The sequence below is a fragment of the Vibrio sp. TRT 21S02 genome (assembly GCF_050113675.1).
In the GTDB taxonomy this organism is placed as follows: Bacteria; Pseudomonadota; Gammaproteobacteria; order Enterobacterales; family Vibrionaceae; genus Vibrio.
Genome location: NZ_JBNJOI010000006.1, coordinates 252850 through 271466, shown reverse-complemented (window position 1 = coordinate 271466; position 18617 = coordinate 252850). Strand labels below are relative to the sequence as shown.

The following is an 18617-nucleotide window of genomic DNA, read 5'->3' as shown; positions in this document are numbered from 1 at the left end:
ATTAAGGAGAACACTATGGTGCATCAAGTAACACGTTTTTCCGATGCGTATTCTGCGTGGGAAAACTGGAATTTAACCGATTTCGATTCTAAAAGTGAGTGTTTACTCTCTTTTAAAGGAGCACTTGAACAAAGTGTTCCGAATCTTGGTGAAGTAGTTTCATATCACCTCCAACAAGCATCGACACTACTGGCGCAGCCTCACGCTTTGGTTGGCCCTACGGGAGAAACCAACGAGTTATATACTGCTGGTCGTGGTGTGGCGTTAATCATTCAAGATGAAAGTAGTCTCAATGCAAAACAGTCTGTGGTGGCGATGTTTAGTGCGGCACTCATTTCAGGAAACAGTGTGATTTTGTGCAGTGATGATTCTGAGCTTACTCAGGCTTTGGAAACGGCTTATTCACACTCTTCTTTACCGGCGAATCTTATTCAATTCGCCCCTTTTGATGCATGCCATCAATTGATGGAATCTGATGTACGTAACGTTGCGTATGTTGGCCATTCCACACTTGAACGCAGCATCAACTGCCAACTTGCAAAGCGTACAGGTGCGATTGTGAGTTTGGTGTCTGAAACGGATCTGGCTGCATTGCCTGTCGCTCACGATCCATACCTTTCTCTTCGGTTTATTACCGAAAGAACAAGAACAATAAATATAACCGCTGTGGGCGGGAACGCGACCTTGTTAGAGCTAGGAAGCGAAGCTCATTAACGCTATACGCCGGTGCCCCTAAAGACGCAGGGGCATCTATGCGAGGCGATCTAATTTAAGAGGACATACTAATGGAAAATAGCTTTGCTATTACGACCACCTTTGTTGCGTATCTAATTTTGATGCTGGCAATAGGTGTGATTGCATATCAACGAACGAAAAACTCGACCGATTATTTCTTGGGCGGTCGTTCCTTAGGGCCATGGCCTGCTGCATTGTCTGCGGGGGCGTCCGACATGAGTGGTTGGTTGTTACTTGGCTTGCCAGGATACGCATATGCTGCTGGTATTGAGGCATTTTGGCTAGCGGGTGGCTTGCTCATTGGTACGTGGCTGAACTGGCTTGTTAATGCAAAACGTCTTCGCACGTATAGCATAACTACCGATGCGTTGACGTTGCCGGAGTTTTTATCGCGTCGCTTTAACGACCATTCGAAACTGATTCAAGTAATTTCTGCCTTCTTCATTCTTCTATTCTTCCTTTTCTACACCAGCTCAGGCTTGGTAGCTGGCGGAAAATTGTTTGAAACAGTATTTGGTCTTGATTACACAACGGCGGTGATCATCGGCACTCTATGTGTGGTGTCTTACACTTTATTTGGTGGTTTCCTTGCTGTGTCATGGACAGATTTAGTTCAAGGATTGTTGATGGCAGCCGCTTTGATGATTGTCCCTATTGCTGCAATGGAAGGTGGCTTTAGCGATCTCAGCCAGCAAATGGAAGCGATAAATCCTGAATTACTCACCTTGTGGAACGATTCAAAAGGTGAGCCTTTATCTGCCATTGCTATTATTTCATTGGTTGCATGGGGTCTAGGGTATTTTGGTCAACCACATATTTTGGCACGTTTCAAAGCGTCTCGCTCAAATCGAGATCTAACAACAGCACGTCGTATCGCGGTGATTTGGACGGCACTTTCGATGGCAGGAGCCATGCTAGTAGGTATTGTCGGCCTGATTTATGTCACTAATTCAGGTGTTACAGTGGATGATGGCGAAAAAATCTTCATGCTGTTGGTGAATTCGTTATTCCACCCTGTTATTGCTGGTATTTTACTGGCTGCTATTCTTGCTGCGGTAATGAGTACTGCCGATTCACAACTTTTAGTGTCTTCATCTGCACTAGCGGAAGATTTCTATAAACAAGTGTTTAAGAAAGATGCAAGTTCTGAAGAGATCGTTATGGTTGGCCGTGTGGCTGTGATTGGTATTTCCATTGTTGCTTTAGTATTAGCAATGACACCAGACAGTTCTGTATTAGGTCTCGTTTCTTATGCTTGGGCAGGCTTTGGTGCCGCATTTGGTCCTGCTCTGGTACTAAGCCTTTACTGGTCACGTATGAATCGTAATGGTGCGCTGGCCGGTATTGTCATTGGTGGGGTTACTATCGTGGTTTGGAAACAGTTGTCAGGTGGTTGGTTTGATGTCTATGAAATCGTACCGGGTATCATATTCTCAACGATTTCTATCGTGGCTGTCAGTTTGCTGACAGGGGAGCCAGATGACACGGTGAAAGCACAGTATGCAAAATTCGAAAAACAGCTTGAAGAGCTCGAATAACATTGGTTCATCACTTATCTAACAAAACGGCCTTAGTAGGGCCGTTTTTGTTTTGCCAGTTTATTTTTGAGGTTAATCTCACGTTTTTGGTGTTTGTTCGCAAGGAAGGGGAACTTGGGCGCTGACTCTGTGTCCACACACTGAATCACACCGTATTACTCAGGGAGAACATCATGCCAAAAGCTTACTGCCAATGCTGCCAAAAACAGACAGCACATAAAGTGGTGATGAAGCGTTGTCAGGATGAACACTCATCTGTTTTCAAAAATATTCAGTGTTTTTTCTCCACACTTATTCAGGGTGATCACTATGTGAAAATGGAACGCACGTATTTTTGCCGCAGTTGTAATCACCAAACACTGTCTGCTGGCGTAAACTTTTCCAATATCAAAGCCGCTTAAACGCCTATCTCTCTTCACTGACCTTAGACCAATAGGTTGAGGTGAGGGACAGCTATCTCTGTGGATTCATTTCTATTATGATGCAATGAGCATCTATAATAAGAAGAGCCACTATATGGATTTAGACAGAATTGATAGAGAAATCCTTCGCATCCTGCATCTTAAAGGAAGGTTACCGGTTGTCGAGCTTGCAAGGATGGTGAATCTGACAACGTCTCCGTGTTCAGACCGAGTGAAAAGACTTGAAAAAGAAGGTTATATCAAGGGTTATCATGCGGAGCTGAATGCAGAGAAGTTAGGCTTAGATGTACAGGTCTTCATTCATATCCGATTAGATCAAACCAGCTTTTCTATTTTTGAAAAATTTGCAGCGGCTGTTGCAGATATGCCAGAGATTGAGGAATGCTATTCGCTCTCTGGTGATTTCGATACCATGATCAAAGTGCGAGTAAAGGACATGAAGGCATATCAGAGTTTTATGTCGACTAAACTAGGAACTCTGCCTGGAGTGATCCAAACTCGGAGTGAAGTTGTGATTGAGGAACATAAGACCAGCTTTGGGCTCAATCCGGATTTAATTTCTTCACTGTAGTTATGCATGCCAAAAGTTAAAAAGGGAAGCCTCTGCTTCCCTTTCTTGGTTATAAAAGCAAGGTGCTAATGACGCCGATAAGACCGCCAAAAACGCCGCCCCATACGACAAGCCAACCAAGGTGCTCTTTGATCATTTTCTGAACCATTTCTTTGACAAGTTGCGGAGTCAGTTCATTGAGACGTTGATCGATGATGTTTTCAATGTTTTGTTTGATCTCATCCATCATCGCAGGTGCTTCTAATTGATCTTTTAGCGCATTCTTCACAGAGTCGCTACGGCTGATCTCAACGACAGATTGCTGCATTTTTTCGACAAAAGGTTCTTTGAGAGGCAACAAAGCTTCTGTTCCACCAAACATGGCTAGCATGCCGCCAAACGAGGAATTCGCAATGACTTCTACTAATGAATCAAATGTTGGGTTGAAATCGATGTTCTCGATGACGGGTTCGAGGTTCAACGTCGGTGTACCAGCCATTTCTTTATTCAAGAATTTATCGATGTTTTCACGAGTAAAGAACTGCTCCATCATTAAGGTCTTGATGGCTAACTTAAAGTCTTCAAAGCGAGCTGGGATAACCCCCGAGCCATACAAGCCGGGTACTTTCTCAAAGAGCATGTGAATGGCAAGCCAGTTGGTGATAGCACCGGAAAAGGCAAATAAGCCTGCGTAAAAGGCAATCTCGTGACCAGTGGTGTAACCACCGGCTAATAGTGCTAGCGCAATAACATTAGTTAGTAAACTTTTATTCATTGTTGTCAGTCAGTTGATGGAAAAATTGGCAAGAGTATATTGAGTCGCGTTGCAAGGGACAAGGGGTAAAATAAAGGCAGATCATATGAGCTGCCTCTGTTTGGTCGTTTAGGTAACTAGCTTAAGCACTGTGTTTTTCTATGGCCTCATCGCCAATAAAACCTCCAGTCTGGTGTGCCCAGAGTTGAGCGTATATGCCTTTATTATTGATTAACTCTTGATGAGTACCTTGCTCTGCGATTTGGCCGTTATCAAGAACGATTAGACGGTCCATTGCAGCGATCGTCGACAGGCGGTGGGCAATTGCAATAACTGTTTTTCCTTCCATTAACTCATTGAGGCTTTCTTGAATCGCCGCCTCAACTTCGGAATCGAGGGCTGAAGTTGCTTCATCCAAGACCAGTAATGGGGCGTCTTTTAATAGTACTCGGGAGATAGCAATACGCTGGCGCTGTCCTCCCGACAGTTTAACACCGCGTTCGCCGACTTGAGCGTCATAACCCACATTGCCAAATGGGTCGTTGAGTGTTTCGATAAACTCGTGTGCATGTGCTTGCTTGGTTGCTCGAAGCAGTTCTTCCTCTGTTGCATCAGGATTGCCATACAAAATGTTGTCTCGGATAGAGCGGTGCAACAAAGATGTGTCTTGTGTCACCATACCGATTTGAGCACGTAGTGAATCTTGACGAACGTTTGAAATGGTTTGACCATCGATCTTAATGCACCCTTCTTCAATATCATGGAAGCGAAGCAATAGATTAACCAAGGTTGATTTGCCTGCGCCTGAGCGTCCTACCAAGCCGACTTTCTCTCCGGGTTGAATGCACAGATTAAGGTTGCTAATCACGCCTTTCTTTTTGTCGCCATAATGGAAACTCACATTATCAAATTCAATGCCGCCTTGCGTGACTTGAAGTGGTTTCGCATCTTTTTTATCTTCAATATCAATCGGTTTTGATAGTGTTTTCATGCCGTCGACAACAGTACCCATGTTCTCAAATAGCGCACCAACTTCCCACATGATCCACATCGACATCCCGTTAAGGCGCAGTGCTAAGCTAATGGCAACCGCAATGGCACCGATGGTGATGGAACCATCCATCCATAGATAAATAGACAGCGCACCAACCGAAAACACCAAAATGTAATTGGTGATCTCTACCGCAACATCGAAACCAGTTACTAGCCTCATTTGACGGTAGACAGTTTTGAGGAAACCCTGCATGCCTTCTTCAGCGTATTCGGTTTCACGTTTGCTGTGTGAGAACAGCTTAACGGTCGTGATGTTGGTATAACTATCCACGATACGTCCAGTCATGGTTGAACGAGCATCCGCTTGTTGTGTCGCGACTTTTTTCAGCTTAGGGACAAAATAAACTTGAATGCCTACGTAAGCGCAGAGCCACAACAACATTGGGATCATTAATCGCCAGTCTGCTTGTGCAAGTAAAAACACCATTGAAGTGAAATAAACTGACACATAGACAAAGACATCCATGGTCTTCATGACAGTTTCACGAACAGCAAGAGAGGTTTGCATCACTTTCGTGGCGACTCGGCCAGCGAAGTCATCTTGATAGAAGTTCACGCTTTGTTTGAGTAAGTAACGGTGAGCCAACCAACGTACAGACATCGGGTAGTTCCCCAACAGCGTTTGATGAACAAGTAGCGAGTATCCAATCACAAGAACAGGCATGACAACCAATAATAGAAGGCTGTAGAAAATGAGTTCACTACGATTGTCTTGCCAGAATGTCTCAGGGTTACTTTGTGATAACCAGTCAACCAAGTTGCCCATCGCACCAAAAAGAGAGACTTCTACAATAGCGACAATGGTGGCTAACAAAGACATCAGAATAAGCGGCCCTTCAAAGCCTCTTGTATAGTGTCGGCAGAAGGCAAAGATCCCTGATGGTGGCTGTGTGGGTTCTTGATCGGGAAAAGGTTTGGTGAAACCCTCGAATCGTTTAAACATGCTAATTCCTAAGCGTTTTAAGTGATTGATTGGTATGCACTTGTCCATTTGGAGAAGGGTGAAGATATGGTATACCGTTGACGTACAAATTGTAACCAGTGAATTTGCAAAACTTATTCTTTGTTATGCATATTATCCGATATTATGCATTGCAAATTGATATGCGCAGTAATATTTACTGTTGTTTGGCTTGTTTGCAGTAAAATAATTAAACCTAACTACCATCATTAACGATAATTCAGTAAATGTTATTTTAACATTATGCTTACAATTGCGATTATCTAGTGAGAATAACGAGTTTGTAGCAATGTTGAAACAGCAAACCCATCTGAAAAATGAATCTATTTCAGTACAGAATGCAAATTGTGTTGTGATGGTTCCGCCAAAAGAGTTTAAGTTCAATGCGGAAACAGCAAAAGATAACGAGTTCCAACATCATGTCGACTTAACGGATGCGCAGATCCGCCGCCAAGCGATGGTTGAGTTTGATGCAATGGTGGCGTCTTTGCGCCGTGAAGGTATTCAAGTCGTGGAATTTGACTACCCGGAAAGTGAGGTTGAAACGCCAGATGCTGTATTCCCTAACAATTGGTTCAGTACGACTTTGGCTGGCGAATTTTTTGCTTTCCCTATGGCATGCCAAAATCGACAACAAGAAGTGCGTTCTGAAAGTTTAATTGCTGCGTTAAACCAAGCTGGTCGTGTCGTGAAGCGACAAGATGATCTTACTTCATACCTCAAGGATGATGCGCATTTGGAAAGTACTGGTGTGATGGTTAAAGACCATGTAAATAAAACGATCTATGCCGCGTTGTCACAACGGTGTGATCGTGAAGTACTTGAAGACTATGCTGAAAGAATCGGGTATTCGCGTGTTGTCTCTTTCCAAACTGCATTACCATCCGGACACCCGATTTATCACACTAATGTGATGATGGCGATTGGCGAACATTTCTGTGTTATTTGTGATGAAGTGATCCCTGAGTTTGAGCGGCGTTTTGTTGTCAAGTCGTTGGCTAAAGACAAGCAAGTGATCTCTATCTCTATCGATCAAATGAATCAGTTTTGCGGTAATCTCTTGCAACTCGAAACGGTGAATGGTGACAAAGTAATTGCAATGTCTAAGTCTGCTTATGATGCATTTTCGCCGTCGCAGAAAGGACAGTTATCCAGCCACGGTAAGCTACTACCTTTTGATGTTTCGACCATTGAAAATATTGGAGGGGGAAGTGTGAGGTGCATGTTAGGAGAAGTGTTCTTACCCACTCGAAACCGAGTCTTGTAAGGTAGATATGAAAAAGGCAGAGCTTGAGCTCTGCCTTTTTGCTTTAGATGTCGTGCTTTTCAGCAAACTTTTCTAAGCCAAGTACCAATGCTATGGCACAGAACATCAATACAATCGCCAAACCAAGTTGAGCGGGTTGTGAAGTGATGCTTTCAAAATCAAAGGGAGATAAGTTGTGCTGCGTTAAGGGTACCATTTCCCCTTTCGAGTTCGTGCGCCATGTCAGTGTTTCTTTCCAAGGCCAAATTTTCGGTAATGTACCTATCATTAAGCCAGTCAGGAACATTAACGCAAAATCGCGATAGTTCTTAAGCAACCAAGAAAGCACGTGAGAAAAGGCCAATAAACCCGTGACACAACCAACCAAAAATAGTGCAAGCACTTGGATGTCCATTCCTTTGACTGCGCCTAATACAGGTGCGTACATGCCAATAAGTAGCAGAATGAAACTTCCAGAGATACCAGGAAGGATCATGGCACATATTGCAATAGAGCCTGCCAGAATAATATTAAATGTGGTTGGCTCTAATTGCAGTGGCTTAAGCACAGTGATGCTGTAGGCAAACGCGATTCCAAGACATAACAGCAAGAACCGGCTCAGTGTTTTGTGTTCGACCTGACGTAGAATGTGGTAAACCGACACCAAGATCAAGCCAAAGAAAAACGACCACAATGGAATTGGGTGCGTCTCTAGTAACCATGAAATTAAGCGAGCCAAGGTCGCAATGCTGGTGAGTATGCCACCAAATAATGCAATAAGGAAAAAACCATTGATATGGTTAAAAGCCGCTGAGAATCCCTCATTCTTCCAAATTTTTAAAACACTCGGATTTACACGACGAATGCTCTCAAGCAACGTGTCGTAAATACCCGTAATAAATGCAATCGTACCGCCGGAAACTCCTGGTACAACGTCGGCAGCGCCCATCGCCATGCCTTTTAAGAAAGTACTAAAGTAATTCATTCTCTGTGGTTTGTTAGGGAAGATGTGCGGAGTATACCGACTCTGATGTCAAAAAAGTACGAAAACGATCCAAATAACTTGCATGTATATGTGAACAGTTGAGTATTGATTTGCAACGTTGTTGCAATATGCATTTGCAATTTGCAAACTAATGCTTGGGTTTGGTTTCATATTGCCGATTTATTCGTCTTTTTATGTATTTCAAAGTTGGCACGCTTCGTGCTCTAGTAACATTGACCCTTATTAAGCCGAGGGTCACCTAGCCAACTGACGTTGTTAGTGAATAACTTTGTTCACACAAAAACATATGCCAAATGCCTTATTGCGTTTGGCTTTTTTTTTGCCTTTTGGTTAGCGTATAGCACACATTCCCTTTCTCATAGGTAAGACCTTGCCAAAGTTTACACTCTGCAGATTGAGAATTTCGGCAATAAACTCGACAAACCCCCCAGAACTTTTTAATAATGCCCGCTTTCTTTTTCCCTGCCCAATTAACACGGGCGTTTAATCTGTTTGTCGAGCGTGGTTAAGCCACCATACAGAGGATACTTTTCGACTAGAAAATCCGTACTAATTTTAAGAGTCAGCTAAGTCTGCTCTTGCTCGTTAAGGAAGATGAGTGAAAAACAATAAAGAGGTTATATGAATCACGTAATTTCAATTGAAACGCTAGAATCTTTCTTAATCGCAATTGGTGTGTTGTTTTTAGGTCATTTCGTTAAAGAGAAGCTGCCCATTTTGAGGAAATTCAACATTCCTGAACCAATTGTGGGTGGATTGATTGTCGCGGTTGCTATTACGCTCATGCATTTCAATGGCATTGATCTGGAGTTTTCTCTTCCTTTGCAAAACACTTTTATGCTGATGTTCTTTAGTACCGTTGGTTTGGCGGCAAACTATACACAGCTTATGAAAGGTGGTGCTAAGGTTTTCCTTTTCCTTGCAGTCGCATCGTTCTACATCATTATCCAAAATGGAGTAGGGGTGTCACTGGCAACGGCTTTAGGGCTGGATCCATTGATGGGCTTAATTGCGGGTTCGATAACCCTATCAGGTGGCCATGGGACAGGGGCGGCTTGGTCTCAAACATTTGCAGATACCTATGGTTTGTCTAATACACTAGAAATTGCAATGGCATCTGCAACCTTTGGCTTGATCATTGGCGGTATCATCGGTAGCCCTGTCGCGCAAAAGCTGATTGACAAGCACGAGTTGGAATCAGTCTATGGACGAGGTGTACACACACATCAACGTCACCCCGAAGTAGTGACTTACAACGAATATGAAGAAGACAAAGTTACTGCAAAAAAAGTGATTGAGGTTTTGTTCATCCTGTTGATTTGCGTAACTGGTGCGAAGTATCTAGAACAATGGGTAAGCACATTTGAAATTAGCTGGCTTATGATCCCAGACTTTGTTTATGCGCTGTTTATTGGTGTGTTTATCACCAATATTTTAGAAGTGACCAAGGTGAGAACCATTGATACTGAAACAGTTGATATTTTAGGCACGGTTTCATTGTCTCTATTCTTAGCCATGGCTCTGATGAGTTTGAAGTTGTGGAATATCTTCGATTTAGCGGTGCCTTTCCTCGTGATTTTGGCGGTACAATCTTGTGTACTGGGTATCTTTACCTACTTCGTTACATTTAAGGTGATGGGTTCAAATTATGATGCAGCGGTCATGGCTGGTGGACATTGTGGTTTTGGATTAGGTGCAACACCGACAGCAGTGATGAATATGGGCTCTCTAGTCAATAAATTTGGTCCTTCTCCACAAGCTTTCATGGTAGTACCGATTGTCGGTGCATTCTTCATTGATATTGTGAACCTGATTATTCTACAGGGATATATTTCCTTCATCGGTTAACACATAAAAAAGCTCTGCACTGCAGAGCTTTTTTTTAAGTGTAGAACTGTTATTCACATATTTAGCTATCGCTAATATGCATTTTCCATATAAAGACGTTCACCTCTGTTATTAACGCTCTTATGAGATAATCGCTTTTTCTCGAGTATTTGGCTTGCTCTCAACTCAATGAGGCGAAGGAGTGATTGTTCAAGTGAAAACTCAGGCTTCCAATTGAGTGCAGTTTGGGCTTTCTGAGTAGAGAATACGCCACTGTGTATTGCATCTCCAATCGGGTTTTCTTGGTGGATTAACTGGATTGTTCGACTCGTCATAGTTTCGACCAGATATATCAGCTCATTAAGTGTTGTTATCCTTTCATTTCCTATACAGAAGACGCGTATCCCTTCAGGATTTAATAAGCATAGATTGATTGCTCGAGCGGTATCTCTTACGTCAAGCCAGTCACGAGTTGCAGAGCCGTCACCAAATTTCACAATGGATTGCCCAGTCAATGCGGCATCAATTAAGATTCTTGGCATCATATCTCGACGGTCACAAATTTGTGGATTTAGCCGGAAGATGGTTATTGGTATCTGATAATTAGCACTAAATGAATGGAGAAGATGCTCAACACTCGCCTTCGATGCGCCATAAGGGTTAATCGGGCTAAACGGGCTAGTCTCATCGAGATGATCGTCAGGAGAGTTTGCTTCCCCTATCGCACTGCGCGTACTCGTGAAGACAATATGTTCTACCCAAGGGTGTTGTTTAATCACTTCAAGTAAATGAGCAGTACCGACAACGTTGTTGTCTAGAAACTCAGCAGCACTAAAGACACTAACACGATCACGGACGAGAGAGGCACAATGTATGACGGTCTTTATTTTATGCCTTTTGAATATGTTTTCCATTTGTGAGCTCTTTATATTGAGCTCAGAGAAAATAAATATGACATTATTTATTTTGGCTAAGGTATTGAGTTCTTGAATATCATGTTTTTTCTCCAAAATAGTTCTGGTTTCTTCATTTAGTAAATCAATACCTATGACATTATTACCAGAGATAATTTGTTGTCGAGCAATCTCAAAACCAACAACCCCAGCAACCCCGGTTATCAATGTGTATTTCATATTAATATGTTCGTAATTGCCAACTATATTAAATCTGAAATATAGTTAACAATTATCCTACCTCTATGCTTGTTATATTTATTGTTTTGAAGAGACAACTCTTTAACTCTTAAGCTACAAATAAATTTTTAGTTTAAGAAATAGGAAATAAGAAATGTAATGATGATATTTCTGTCGACTTAGCATGCTGTAACTGAGATGCGAAAGTTAGCCATCACCACCTCCTATCAGCCAATGCACATGACTAGGATGGGAGGTGATTAGTGTATGCCACGCAAACATAATATTAAGCCTTGCACGCTTTGATGAAGGGGGCCCACAAAATAAGAGAGAACCACATGGAACTCTACCAGTCATACGTGATAAATGACTTTAATATCAATACATTTAATCTTATTTACTATGTAAATGATTTTTTATTGTATGTGATTTACTTATAAATATTATTTTGATATGTTTATTGGTATATGTGATTTTTATTTATAAAGTAAATTAATTTTGATGAGCAAAAACAAAGATACGCTAGTTTGTTAAATGAATAAAGTTATTTGTTTTTGATTGGATGTTTTTAATTGATATGAGAAAAAATCAGGTATTATATATTTGTATAATAAATATATTCTTGATCCGATTATTAATAAATACTTAGCCAAAAGCTTTAGAAACTATAAATATATAGGAAGGTCGTTATTGTGAATCATAGTAATGATGGCACACACGGACTTTGGTCTCTATTCTCTGATCTTTGCTGTTTTGTTTACACCTTAGATATATCTATCTTAAGGTTAATTTAGTGCCATCAAATTTCAGTTGCCCAAGGAGTGATTTCGCGTTGTGCTTACCATTGTCATCAAATGCGACGCCATACCTTGCATAATGCAAGGAACGCTGCAGGTTGCATACTGTTCCTTGCAAAGGAGGAAGGGCTGAATCAGCTCGGGTACCGATACACACTTCAAGTTGAATGGGATCCCCCACTTGGAAGGTTCGTGCCAATGGTGGTGTAATAAAGCGGCAGCCACTCTTAGATAGGTCGCGGATTTCGCAGTCTGAACGATGATTCGCGCTCGTAACTTTTGCAAACAAATTCACCTCATACCTTGGCTCTTTACGAAGCTGAGTTACTTGCATCGTTTGTGGTACGGAAATCGCGGCCATGGCAATTGGCGTCTTATAGATATGTTGCATTTGGCTACGAAAATGAACGACAGCACCTTCGCCTCTCGGAGATATTGCTCTTACTGCAAGCCAAAAACCTTCTTGAAAGAAGAATTCGAGGTCATCATGGGAGATCTTGGGGAGTTCGATGAGTGCAACATTGTTTGAATGAAGACCAATAAACGTTGTTTTACAGCGGAAAGTTGTTCCTACTGGCGTCGTAATACCAACGGTAAGCTCACTGCCATGTTCAACCATAGAGAGCGCATCGGTACTGTTGAGAGTCATTACACTCTTTTCCGAGTTGGTTGGATTTACGTTGTTTTCCTTTAATGCTGACGTTTGAGAATTCATCTAGCCTCCAGTCTTCTTGCCATGGTATTGTTTTTTGTTAGCAAGCAGATTGATTTTATTTCTCCTTTATCCATAGTTCAAACATCAATCTTAGTTATTATTTTGAGCAACTTATCAAAAATAGGAGTTGGTATGGAGGATTTGGTTATTTGGGATGAGAAAACGTCTCAAATTAAAGTAAAGCTGAGTGATCAGCATTATGCCATGGTCAAAGTGATACTAGTGGATGACACCTTGACGATTACATCAACAAGTGTACCTGAATCACTCAGAGGAAAGGGGAGTGGCAGTCAAATGATGGAAACGCTGCTCGTGGATATTGAACAAAAGGGACTGAAAGTGATCCCTGCATGCAGTTATGTTGACTATTATTTGACGAAAAATCCCCAATGGGCTCATTTGAAGGCATGAGGATGCAGTGTGATTATCTATCTTTGGTACAGCAGTTAGGCTGCAGTAAGGTTGTTAAGGTTGAACTGATTCAAACGCTATGGGGTGGCTACGGTGAATTGGTTCGCTTGTTTGTGGAAGGCTCTTCCCTTGAGTCTGTCATCGTTAAACATGTGAAGTTACCTGAAAAAAGTCATCATCCACGTGGATGGAATACTGCACGTTCTCATCAAAGAAAGCTCAAATCGTATCAAGTCGAAATAAAATGGTATCGCGACTATGCTTCTGGGTGCCCAGAGTACTGCTATGTTCCAAAAGGCATTTATGTAGAGCAATCAGAGCAAGAGTTCCTCCTGGTACTGGAAGATCTATCTGCGTGTGGTTTTCCTCAACTATCTAAAGAGGCAACAAAGCCTCAATTACTCGCTTGCTTGCGTTGGTTAGCTTACTTCCATGTCAAGCATATTGGCCACAATGGAGAAGGGCTATGGGAAAGCGGTACGTATTGGCACTTGTCGACTCGTCCTGATGAGTTACAAGCACTCGAAGATCAAAATTTAAAAGCGAACGCCGCTAAAATTGATGAGAAGTTGAATGCGGTTAAGTTCCAAACCTTAGTTCATGGCGATGCGAAACTGGCTAATTTTTGTTTCAGCCATGCGGGCTCAAACGTGGCTGCGGCGGCCGTTGATTTTCAATATGTTGGTAAAGGGTGCGCAATGAAAGATGTGGTACTTTTTATCAGTAGTGCAATTGAACCAGAGCAATGCCAATTGAAAGAACAATGGTTGTTGGACCACTATTTTTCCTATGTACATGATGCTGTTGTTAAACTACGTCCTGAGTTAAATAGCTGCGATATCGAAGCTGCATGGCGACCAATGTTTGCACTTGCTTGGGCTGATTTTCAGCGTTTTGTGAAAGGTTGGTGTCCAACACATTGGAAAATCAATCCGTATACTGAAGCGCTGGCGAAAAAGGCATTACAAGAGCTGGGTAGTTGATACCCAGCCTACAACATTAACCGTTTCTTATTCTTGCCATGAAATAGGTATTAATATATTCACCATCTCGAAAGGCCGAGCATTTGGCTTCCCCTTCGATTTCAAATCCAAACTTCTTGTAGCAGGCGATAGCAACGTCGTTGTCGCTGTTGACCTCTATCTGAATGCGTTTAACTTGTAGCCAGTTGTCAGCGAGATCGACAACAGTTTGGATTAACTGACTGCCAATGCCATGCCCATGATAGTCATCATGGACACCGATGCCAAATGTTGCACAATGTCCGGTTCAGGGGCGCTGTGAATGCTCGAAACCGATGTTACCTACCACTTTTCCATCCACTTCAGCAACAAAACTGTATACGCCGCTAGGGATATTTTCTAGTCGTTTTGTCCACATCTCGATAGAAGGTTTGGGTAACTGAAGTGTCTCACGTTGCGCTCCAGGTTGAGAATAAATATCGCATAACGCTGCAGCATCACTTACTAATGTCGGTCTAATTACAATGTCCATATTCCAGCTCTCTGTCCGTTAAGTGTTTTTTTACTCTATCTATAAGTTATTGGAAATAAAACTCTTATTCACTGAGTAGCGAAAACTTTTTTGTGAGTAACTACACTTTGCCTTAATGTTTTGGGGCTGAATTAAGTGCTCTTGGAAAGGAAATGAATGGTACTCATTGCATAAATAGTGGTAGCGAGGGTAGTATCGCTAAGCAATGATTTATGGAATATAGATATGACCCCCTCAGCCCACTGGAAAACCCCTCAGAATTTTTTATTACTTATTTCGATCGTCGTACCTATCGCTTTTTCGAGTTGGATGGCACTACTGAACAATTTTGTTGTTGAACGAGCAAATTTTGACGGCTCGGATATTGGTTTGCTGCAAAGTGTCAGAGAAATTCCCGGCTTTTTGGCCTTTACCGTGGTGTTTGTCTTACTGTTCATCAGAGAACAAAAGTTCATGTTGGTTGCTTTGCTAATGCTGACCATTGGCACTGCGTTAACTGGTTTCTTTCCTTCTTTATTTGGGCTACTTGCTACCACGGTTTTAATGTCGACAGGCTTTCATTATTTTGAAACCTTAAAACAATCGCTGTCTCTGCAATGGCTGAGTAAAGAAGAGGCACCAGAAATGCTTGGTAAGCTCATTTCTGTTGGGGCATTAGCTTCCCTGATCACTTATGGTGCGTTGTGGGTGATGCTGGAGATATTCGCTCTTGATTTTAAGTGGGTGTATTTGATTTCTGGTGGTACGGGATTGGTCATTGTTTTATGGATGGCTGCGATCTTTCCGACATTTGAAACTAAGGTGTCGCAAAACAAAAAGCTTGTGCTGAGAAAGCGGTATTGGCTCTACTATGGGTTAACCTTTATGAGTGGGGCACGGCGACAAATTTTTACGGTGTTCGCAGGTTTCTTGATGGTTGAAAAGTTTGGCTACTCAGCTGCAGATATCACCATGCTGTTTTTGATTAACTACTTATTTAATTTTTTGTTTGCCAAACGTATCGGTAAATTTATTGGTGTTGTTGGGGAGCGAAAAGCGCTGTTGTTTGAATATGCGGGTTTAATCTGTGTATTTGTGGGCTACGGGATGGTTCAAACAGCAGAATGGGCGGCGGCACTTTATGTAATCGACCATCTTTTCTTCGCCTTAGCGTTAGCGATTAAAACTTACTTTCAGAAGATCGCAGATCCAGCGGATATGGCATCCACCGCAGGTGTATCCTTTACGATTAATCATATTGCAGCGGTAGTCATACCAGTGACATTTGGTCTGATCTGGCTCGTATCGCCCTCTCTGGTTTTTTATATTGGGGCTTTGATGGCCTTTATTTCGTTGCTGCTATCGTTAAATATTCCTGAGAAGCCGGAAAGTGGCAATGAGGTTAGGGTATTGCGTTGGAGCTAAAATAAAAAAAGAGGCCATACATGCCTCTTTTTGTTAGTTAAATGGGTACCAGAATAACTCTGTGTCGGTGTAGCGTTTTGTGATTGCTAGTACAACAACCATGGCGATGATGGCTAAACAGAATGTGTCTTTCTGAGTGAGAGGCTTGTAGCTATACCATGTACGGCTTTTATGGCGACCAAATCCTCTCAACGTCATGGCATTTGAGATTTCGTCTGCTCGGTCCAGACTAGAGAAGATCAGAGGGCCTAGGATTTTTGCTACGTTCTGCATGCGTGTAAATAGTGGCGCTTTTTTGGATAGATCAACTCCACGAGCTTGTTGAGCGTGCATGATGTTTATGAAATCCTGCTTCACTTCAGGCAAATACCTCAAAGTCAAACTTACCGCATAAGCGATCTTATAGGGTATGCCTATTTTATTGAGACTCGCTGCAAACTCAGTAGGGTGCGTGGTAAAAACAAACACTAACGCAATAGGGAACATGCTGAAGTACTTTAAGGTCACCGTAAACAAGTAATAGAGCGTTTCCTGAGTTAAGCTGTAATTTCCAGGTAGGGAGAGCAACAGAGTGTTGCTGCCAATAAGCTCACTGCCTTGCTGGGGAGCGAGCAAAAACATGAACAGTGCATTGAGCATGAGTACACTACCGGTACCAATCAGTAACGGCTTGTATACCTGAAAAGGAACACGTGTGGCCTTCAATAGGCTCAGACCCAGTATGATCATCATTCCGATAATGCGTAGATCAAACGTAGTGAGTACAACGGTTACCCAAGCACTAAATAGCATAAACTTAGTAATACCGTTTAACGCATGTAAAGGAGAGCCAGTATCAACGTAGTTGATACCAAATTTCATTTTGGATGCCTTCATGCTGCACTGCTCTCCTGACGAATAAAATGGCGCATAAAGCTACTTTTATCTTCGATATTCAAGTGATCTGCGAGTTGATATAAGCTGGTTGTGGCTAAGTTTGCACGTTCTAAAAGCGCTGGTTGGCTGAAGACATCCGTCATAGGGGCATCGGCGATCAGTCTGCTGTCTGAAAATACCAGTGAGCGAGTCGTGTACTCCAATACCAAATGCATGTCATGAGAGACAATCACTACAGTGATCCCTAACTTTTGGTTCAGCCCTTGGATAAAGGAGAGCATCGCGGTGTAGTTTCGGTAGTCTTGTCCAGCCGTTGGCTCATCCAAGATCAGCAGTTGTGGCTCTAACACTAGAATTGATGCGATAGTGACACGTTTCTTTTGGCCGTAACTGAGGGCCTCAACAGGCCAATGACGATACTTATTTAAGCCACAGAGCGTTAACGTTTGTTCGACTTTTTCTTGGATAATGTGCTCATCAATCCCGCGATTACGTAAGCCAAACGCAACTTCATCATAAATCATATGGTGTGAAATCATATGATTTGGGTTCTGCATGACCACACCAATTTTTTCACTTCGTTCAAAGATACTCAGGGTTTGGAGATCTTGCCCGTTAAAGTGCATTGTCCCTTCGTCGGGGTCAAGAACTCCCATGGCTAACTTGGCTAAGGTTGATTTGCCAGAACCATTTTTACCTAAAATGGAAACGAACTCACCTTGATGAATGCAAAAGTTTACATCTTCAATGGCATTTTTCTCGCCATCGTAAGAATAAGTAAGCTGGTTGACTTCTAGTAATGGTGCTCGTGGGTCCTCTGGCTTAGCGATAGCAACTGGGTGGTACCAGCTTTTAACCAATTGGTTAAAGGGTTCAAGAGACATTTTCCCCAAACTTGAAGGGTTATGCATGGCCTGAATGTGACAATGGGCGGACTTGAGTGCCGACAGGTACAGTGGTTCTCGTATACCGTGTTGACCTAACAATTCAGAAGCCAGCAATTCGTCGGGGGTGAGATCTGCAATGATTGAGCCTTGATCCATGAGGATAACTCGGTCAATGTCACGATGGAGCACGTCTTCGAGGCGGTGTTCAATAATGATCGTAGTTTTGTCATTGCTTTGATGCAGCTCATCGATGATTTCAATGGTTCGCTGGCCTGTTTTGGGATCAAGTGCCGCTAGTGGCTCATCAAAAAGTAAGATCTCTACGTCATCGACTAAGATCCCTGCAAGGGACACGCGCTGTTTTTGTCCGCCAGATAAATCGTGAGGAGAACGATTGAGCATATCGTCTAAAGCGACCATGCGAGCCGTCGCTTTCACCATAGGATACATGTCGATATTGGTGGTGAGTTGGTTTTCGAGAGCAAAAGCAATATCTTCACCAATACTCAGGCCAACAAACTGACTATCAGTATCTTGTAATACTGTGCCGACTTGTTCTGTGAAGTCATGTAAAGCAAATTTGCGGCTGTCTGCTCCATCAAAGCACAGTGTCCCGCTAATCTCACCTTGAACTGCGTGAGGAATGAGGCCGTTAAGGCATTGACCCAAGGTGGATTTACCACTCCCGCTTGGGCCGATGATGAGGATTTTCTCTCCTTTCTCTATCCTTAGATTGATATTTTTTAACGTCGGTTTATCCAGCGACTCATATCGAAAAGAGAAGTTAGAAAATTCAATGGTCATGAAA

16 protein-coding genes and 1 pseudogene are annotated in these 18617 nt (G+C 42.5%); 9 read left to right on the top strand and 8 right to left on the bottom strand.

Translation table 11 applies throughout. From position 1 onward, the window contains the following. Positions 1-15: 15 nt before the first annotated feature. The 4 genes from ACQEXU_RS10655 to ACQEXU_RS10640 all read left to right on the top strand — a co-directional run bounded on the left by ACQEXU_RS10655 (position 16) and on the right by ACQEXU_RS10640 (position 3266). Complete coding sequence (locus tag ACQEXU_RS10655; RefSeq protein ID WP_427010784.1) at positions 16-714, top strand: 1-pyrroline-5-carboxylate dehydrogenase; 699 nt, start codon at positions 16-18, stop codon at positions 712-714. 71 nt (positions 715-785) lie between these two features. Next, complete coding sequence (putP, locus tag ACQEXU_RS10650) at positions 786-2273, top strand: sodium/proline symporter PutP (protein ID WP_427010783.1); 1488 nt, start codon at positions 786-788, stop codon at positions 2271-2273. A gap of 173 nt (positions 2274-2446) precedes the next feature. Further along, complete coding sequence (locus ACQEXU_RS10645) at positions 2447-2674, top strand: hypothetical protein (protein WP_367990366.1); 228 nt, start codon at positions 2447-2449, stop codon at positions 2672-2674. A gap of 115 nt (positions 2675-2789) precedes the next feature. After that, complete coding sequence (locus ACQEXU_RS10640) at positions 2790-3266, top strand: Lrp/AsnC family transcriptional regulator (RefSeq protein ID WP_427010782.1); 477 nt, start codon at positions 2790-2792, stop codon at positions 3264-3266. A gap of 49 nt (positions 3267-3315) precedes the next feature. Here ACQEXU_RS10640 and ACQEXU_RS10635 read toward each other — a convergent pair whose 3' ends face one another. Then, positions 3316-4020, bottom strand: coding sequence for a DUF445 domain-containing protein (locus ACQEXU_RS10635; RefSeq protein ID WP_427010781.1), 705 nt, complete (start codon positions 4018-4020; stop codon positions 3316-3318). 121 nt (positions 4021-4141) lie between these two features. Beyond that, positions 4142-5995: an ABC transporter ATP-binding protein gene (locus tag ACQEXU_RS10630; RefSeq protein WP_427010780.1), complete on the bottom strand. Its 1854-nt coding sequence runs from the start codon at positions 5993-5995 to the stop codon at positions 4142-4144. Positions 5996-6302: 307 nt separating this feature from the next. Between ACQEXU_RS10630 and ACQEXU_RS10625 the strand changes: the two genes are divergently transcribed. Next, a complete protein-coding gene (locus tag ACQEXU_RS10625) occupies positions 6303-7280 on the top strand; it encodes an arginine deiminase-related protein (protein ID WP_427010779.1) in 978 nt (325 codons plus the stop codon). A gap of 43 nt (positions 7281-7323) precedes the next feature. On the opposite strand, the gene ACQEXU_RS10620 is transcribed toward ACQEXU_RS10625, so the two are convergent. Then, positions 7324-8244 (bottom strand): DUF368 domain-containing protein, encoded by a 921-nt coding sequence (locus ACQEXU_RS10620; RefSeq protein WP_367990360.1) that lies wholly within the window; start codon positions 8242-8244, stop codon positions 7324-7326. Between the two features lie 642 nt (positions 8245-8886). Between ACQEXU_RS10620 and gltS the strand changes: the two genes are divergently transcribed. Then, positions 8887-10113, top strand: coding sequence for a sodium/glutamate symporter (gene gltS / locus ACQEXU_RS10615; protein WP_367990359.1), 1227 nt, complete (start codon positions 8887-8889; stop codon positions 10111-10113). A gap of 71 nt (positions 10114-10184) precedes the next feature. Here the strand turns inward: gltS and ACQEXU_RS10610 are convergent, their stop codons facing one another. Continuing rightward, positions 10185-11225, bottom strand: a complete 1041-nt coding sequence (locus ACQEXU_RS10610; protein ID WP_427010778.1) for an NAD-dependent epimerase/dehydratase family protein — start codon at positions 11223-11225, stop codon at positions 10185-10187. Positions 11226-11999: 774 nt separating this feature from the next. Continuing rightward, positions 12000-12737, bottom strand: coding sequence for a PilZ domain-containing protein (locus tag ACQEXU_RS10605; RefSeq protein WP_427010777.1), 738 nt, complete (start codon positions 12735-12737; stop codon positions 12000-12002). A 132-nt stretch (positions 12738-12869) separates the two neighbouring features. Between ACQEXU_RS10605 and ACQEXU_RS10600 the strand changes: the two genes are divergently transcribed. After that, a complete protein-coding gene (locus tag ACQEXU_RS10600; protein WP_427010776.1) occupies positions 12870-13148 on the top strand; it encodes a GNAT family N-acetyltransferase in 279 nt (92 codons plus the stop codon). A gap of 2 nt (positions 13149-13150) precedes the next feature. After that, positions 13151-14131, top strand: a complete 981-nt coding sequence (locus ACQEXU_RS10595) for an oxidoreductase family protein (protein ID WP_427010869.1) — start codon at positions 13151-13153, stop codon at positions 14129-14131. A 16-nt stretch (positions 14132-14147) separates the two neighbouring features. Here ACQEXU_RS10595 and ACQEXU_RS10590 read toward each other — a convergent pair. Then, positions 14148-14642: pseudogene (locus ACQEXU_RS10590) on the bottom strand (GNAT family N-acetyltransferase). 225 nt (positions 14643-14867) lie between these two features. Between ACQEXU_RS10590 and ACQEXU_RS10585 the strand changes: the two are divergent. Further along, complete coding sequence (locus ACQEXU_RS10585; RefSeq protein WP_427010775.1) at positions 14868-16046, top strand: MFS transporter; 1179 nt, start codon at positions 14868-14870, stop codon at positions 16044-16046. Positions 16047-16079: 33 nt separating this feature from the next. Here ACQEXU_RS10585 and ACQEXU_RS10580 read toward each other — a convergent pair whose 3' ends face one another. Both ACQEXU_RS10580 and ACQEXU_RS10575 read right to left on the bottom strand, forming a co-directional pair. After that, positions 16080-16922, bottom strand: coding sequence for an energy-coupling factor transporter transmembrane component T family protein (locus tag ACQEXU_RS10580; protein ID WP_427010774.1), 843 nt, complete (start codon positions 16920-16922; stop codon positions 16080-16082). Beyond that, complete coding sequence (locus ACQEXU_RS10575) at positions 16919-18613, bottom strand: ABC transporter ATP-binding protein (protein WP_427010773.1); 1695 nt, start codon at positions 18611-18613, stop codon at positions 16919-16921. Before ACQEXU_RS10575 ends, ACQEXU_RS10580 begins: the two co-directional genes overlap by 4 nt. Between the last annotated feature and the right edge of the window lie 4 nt (positions 18614-18617).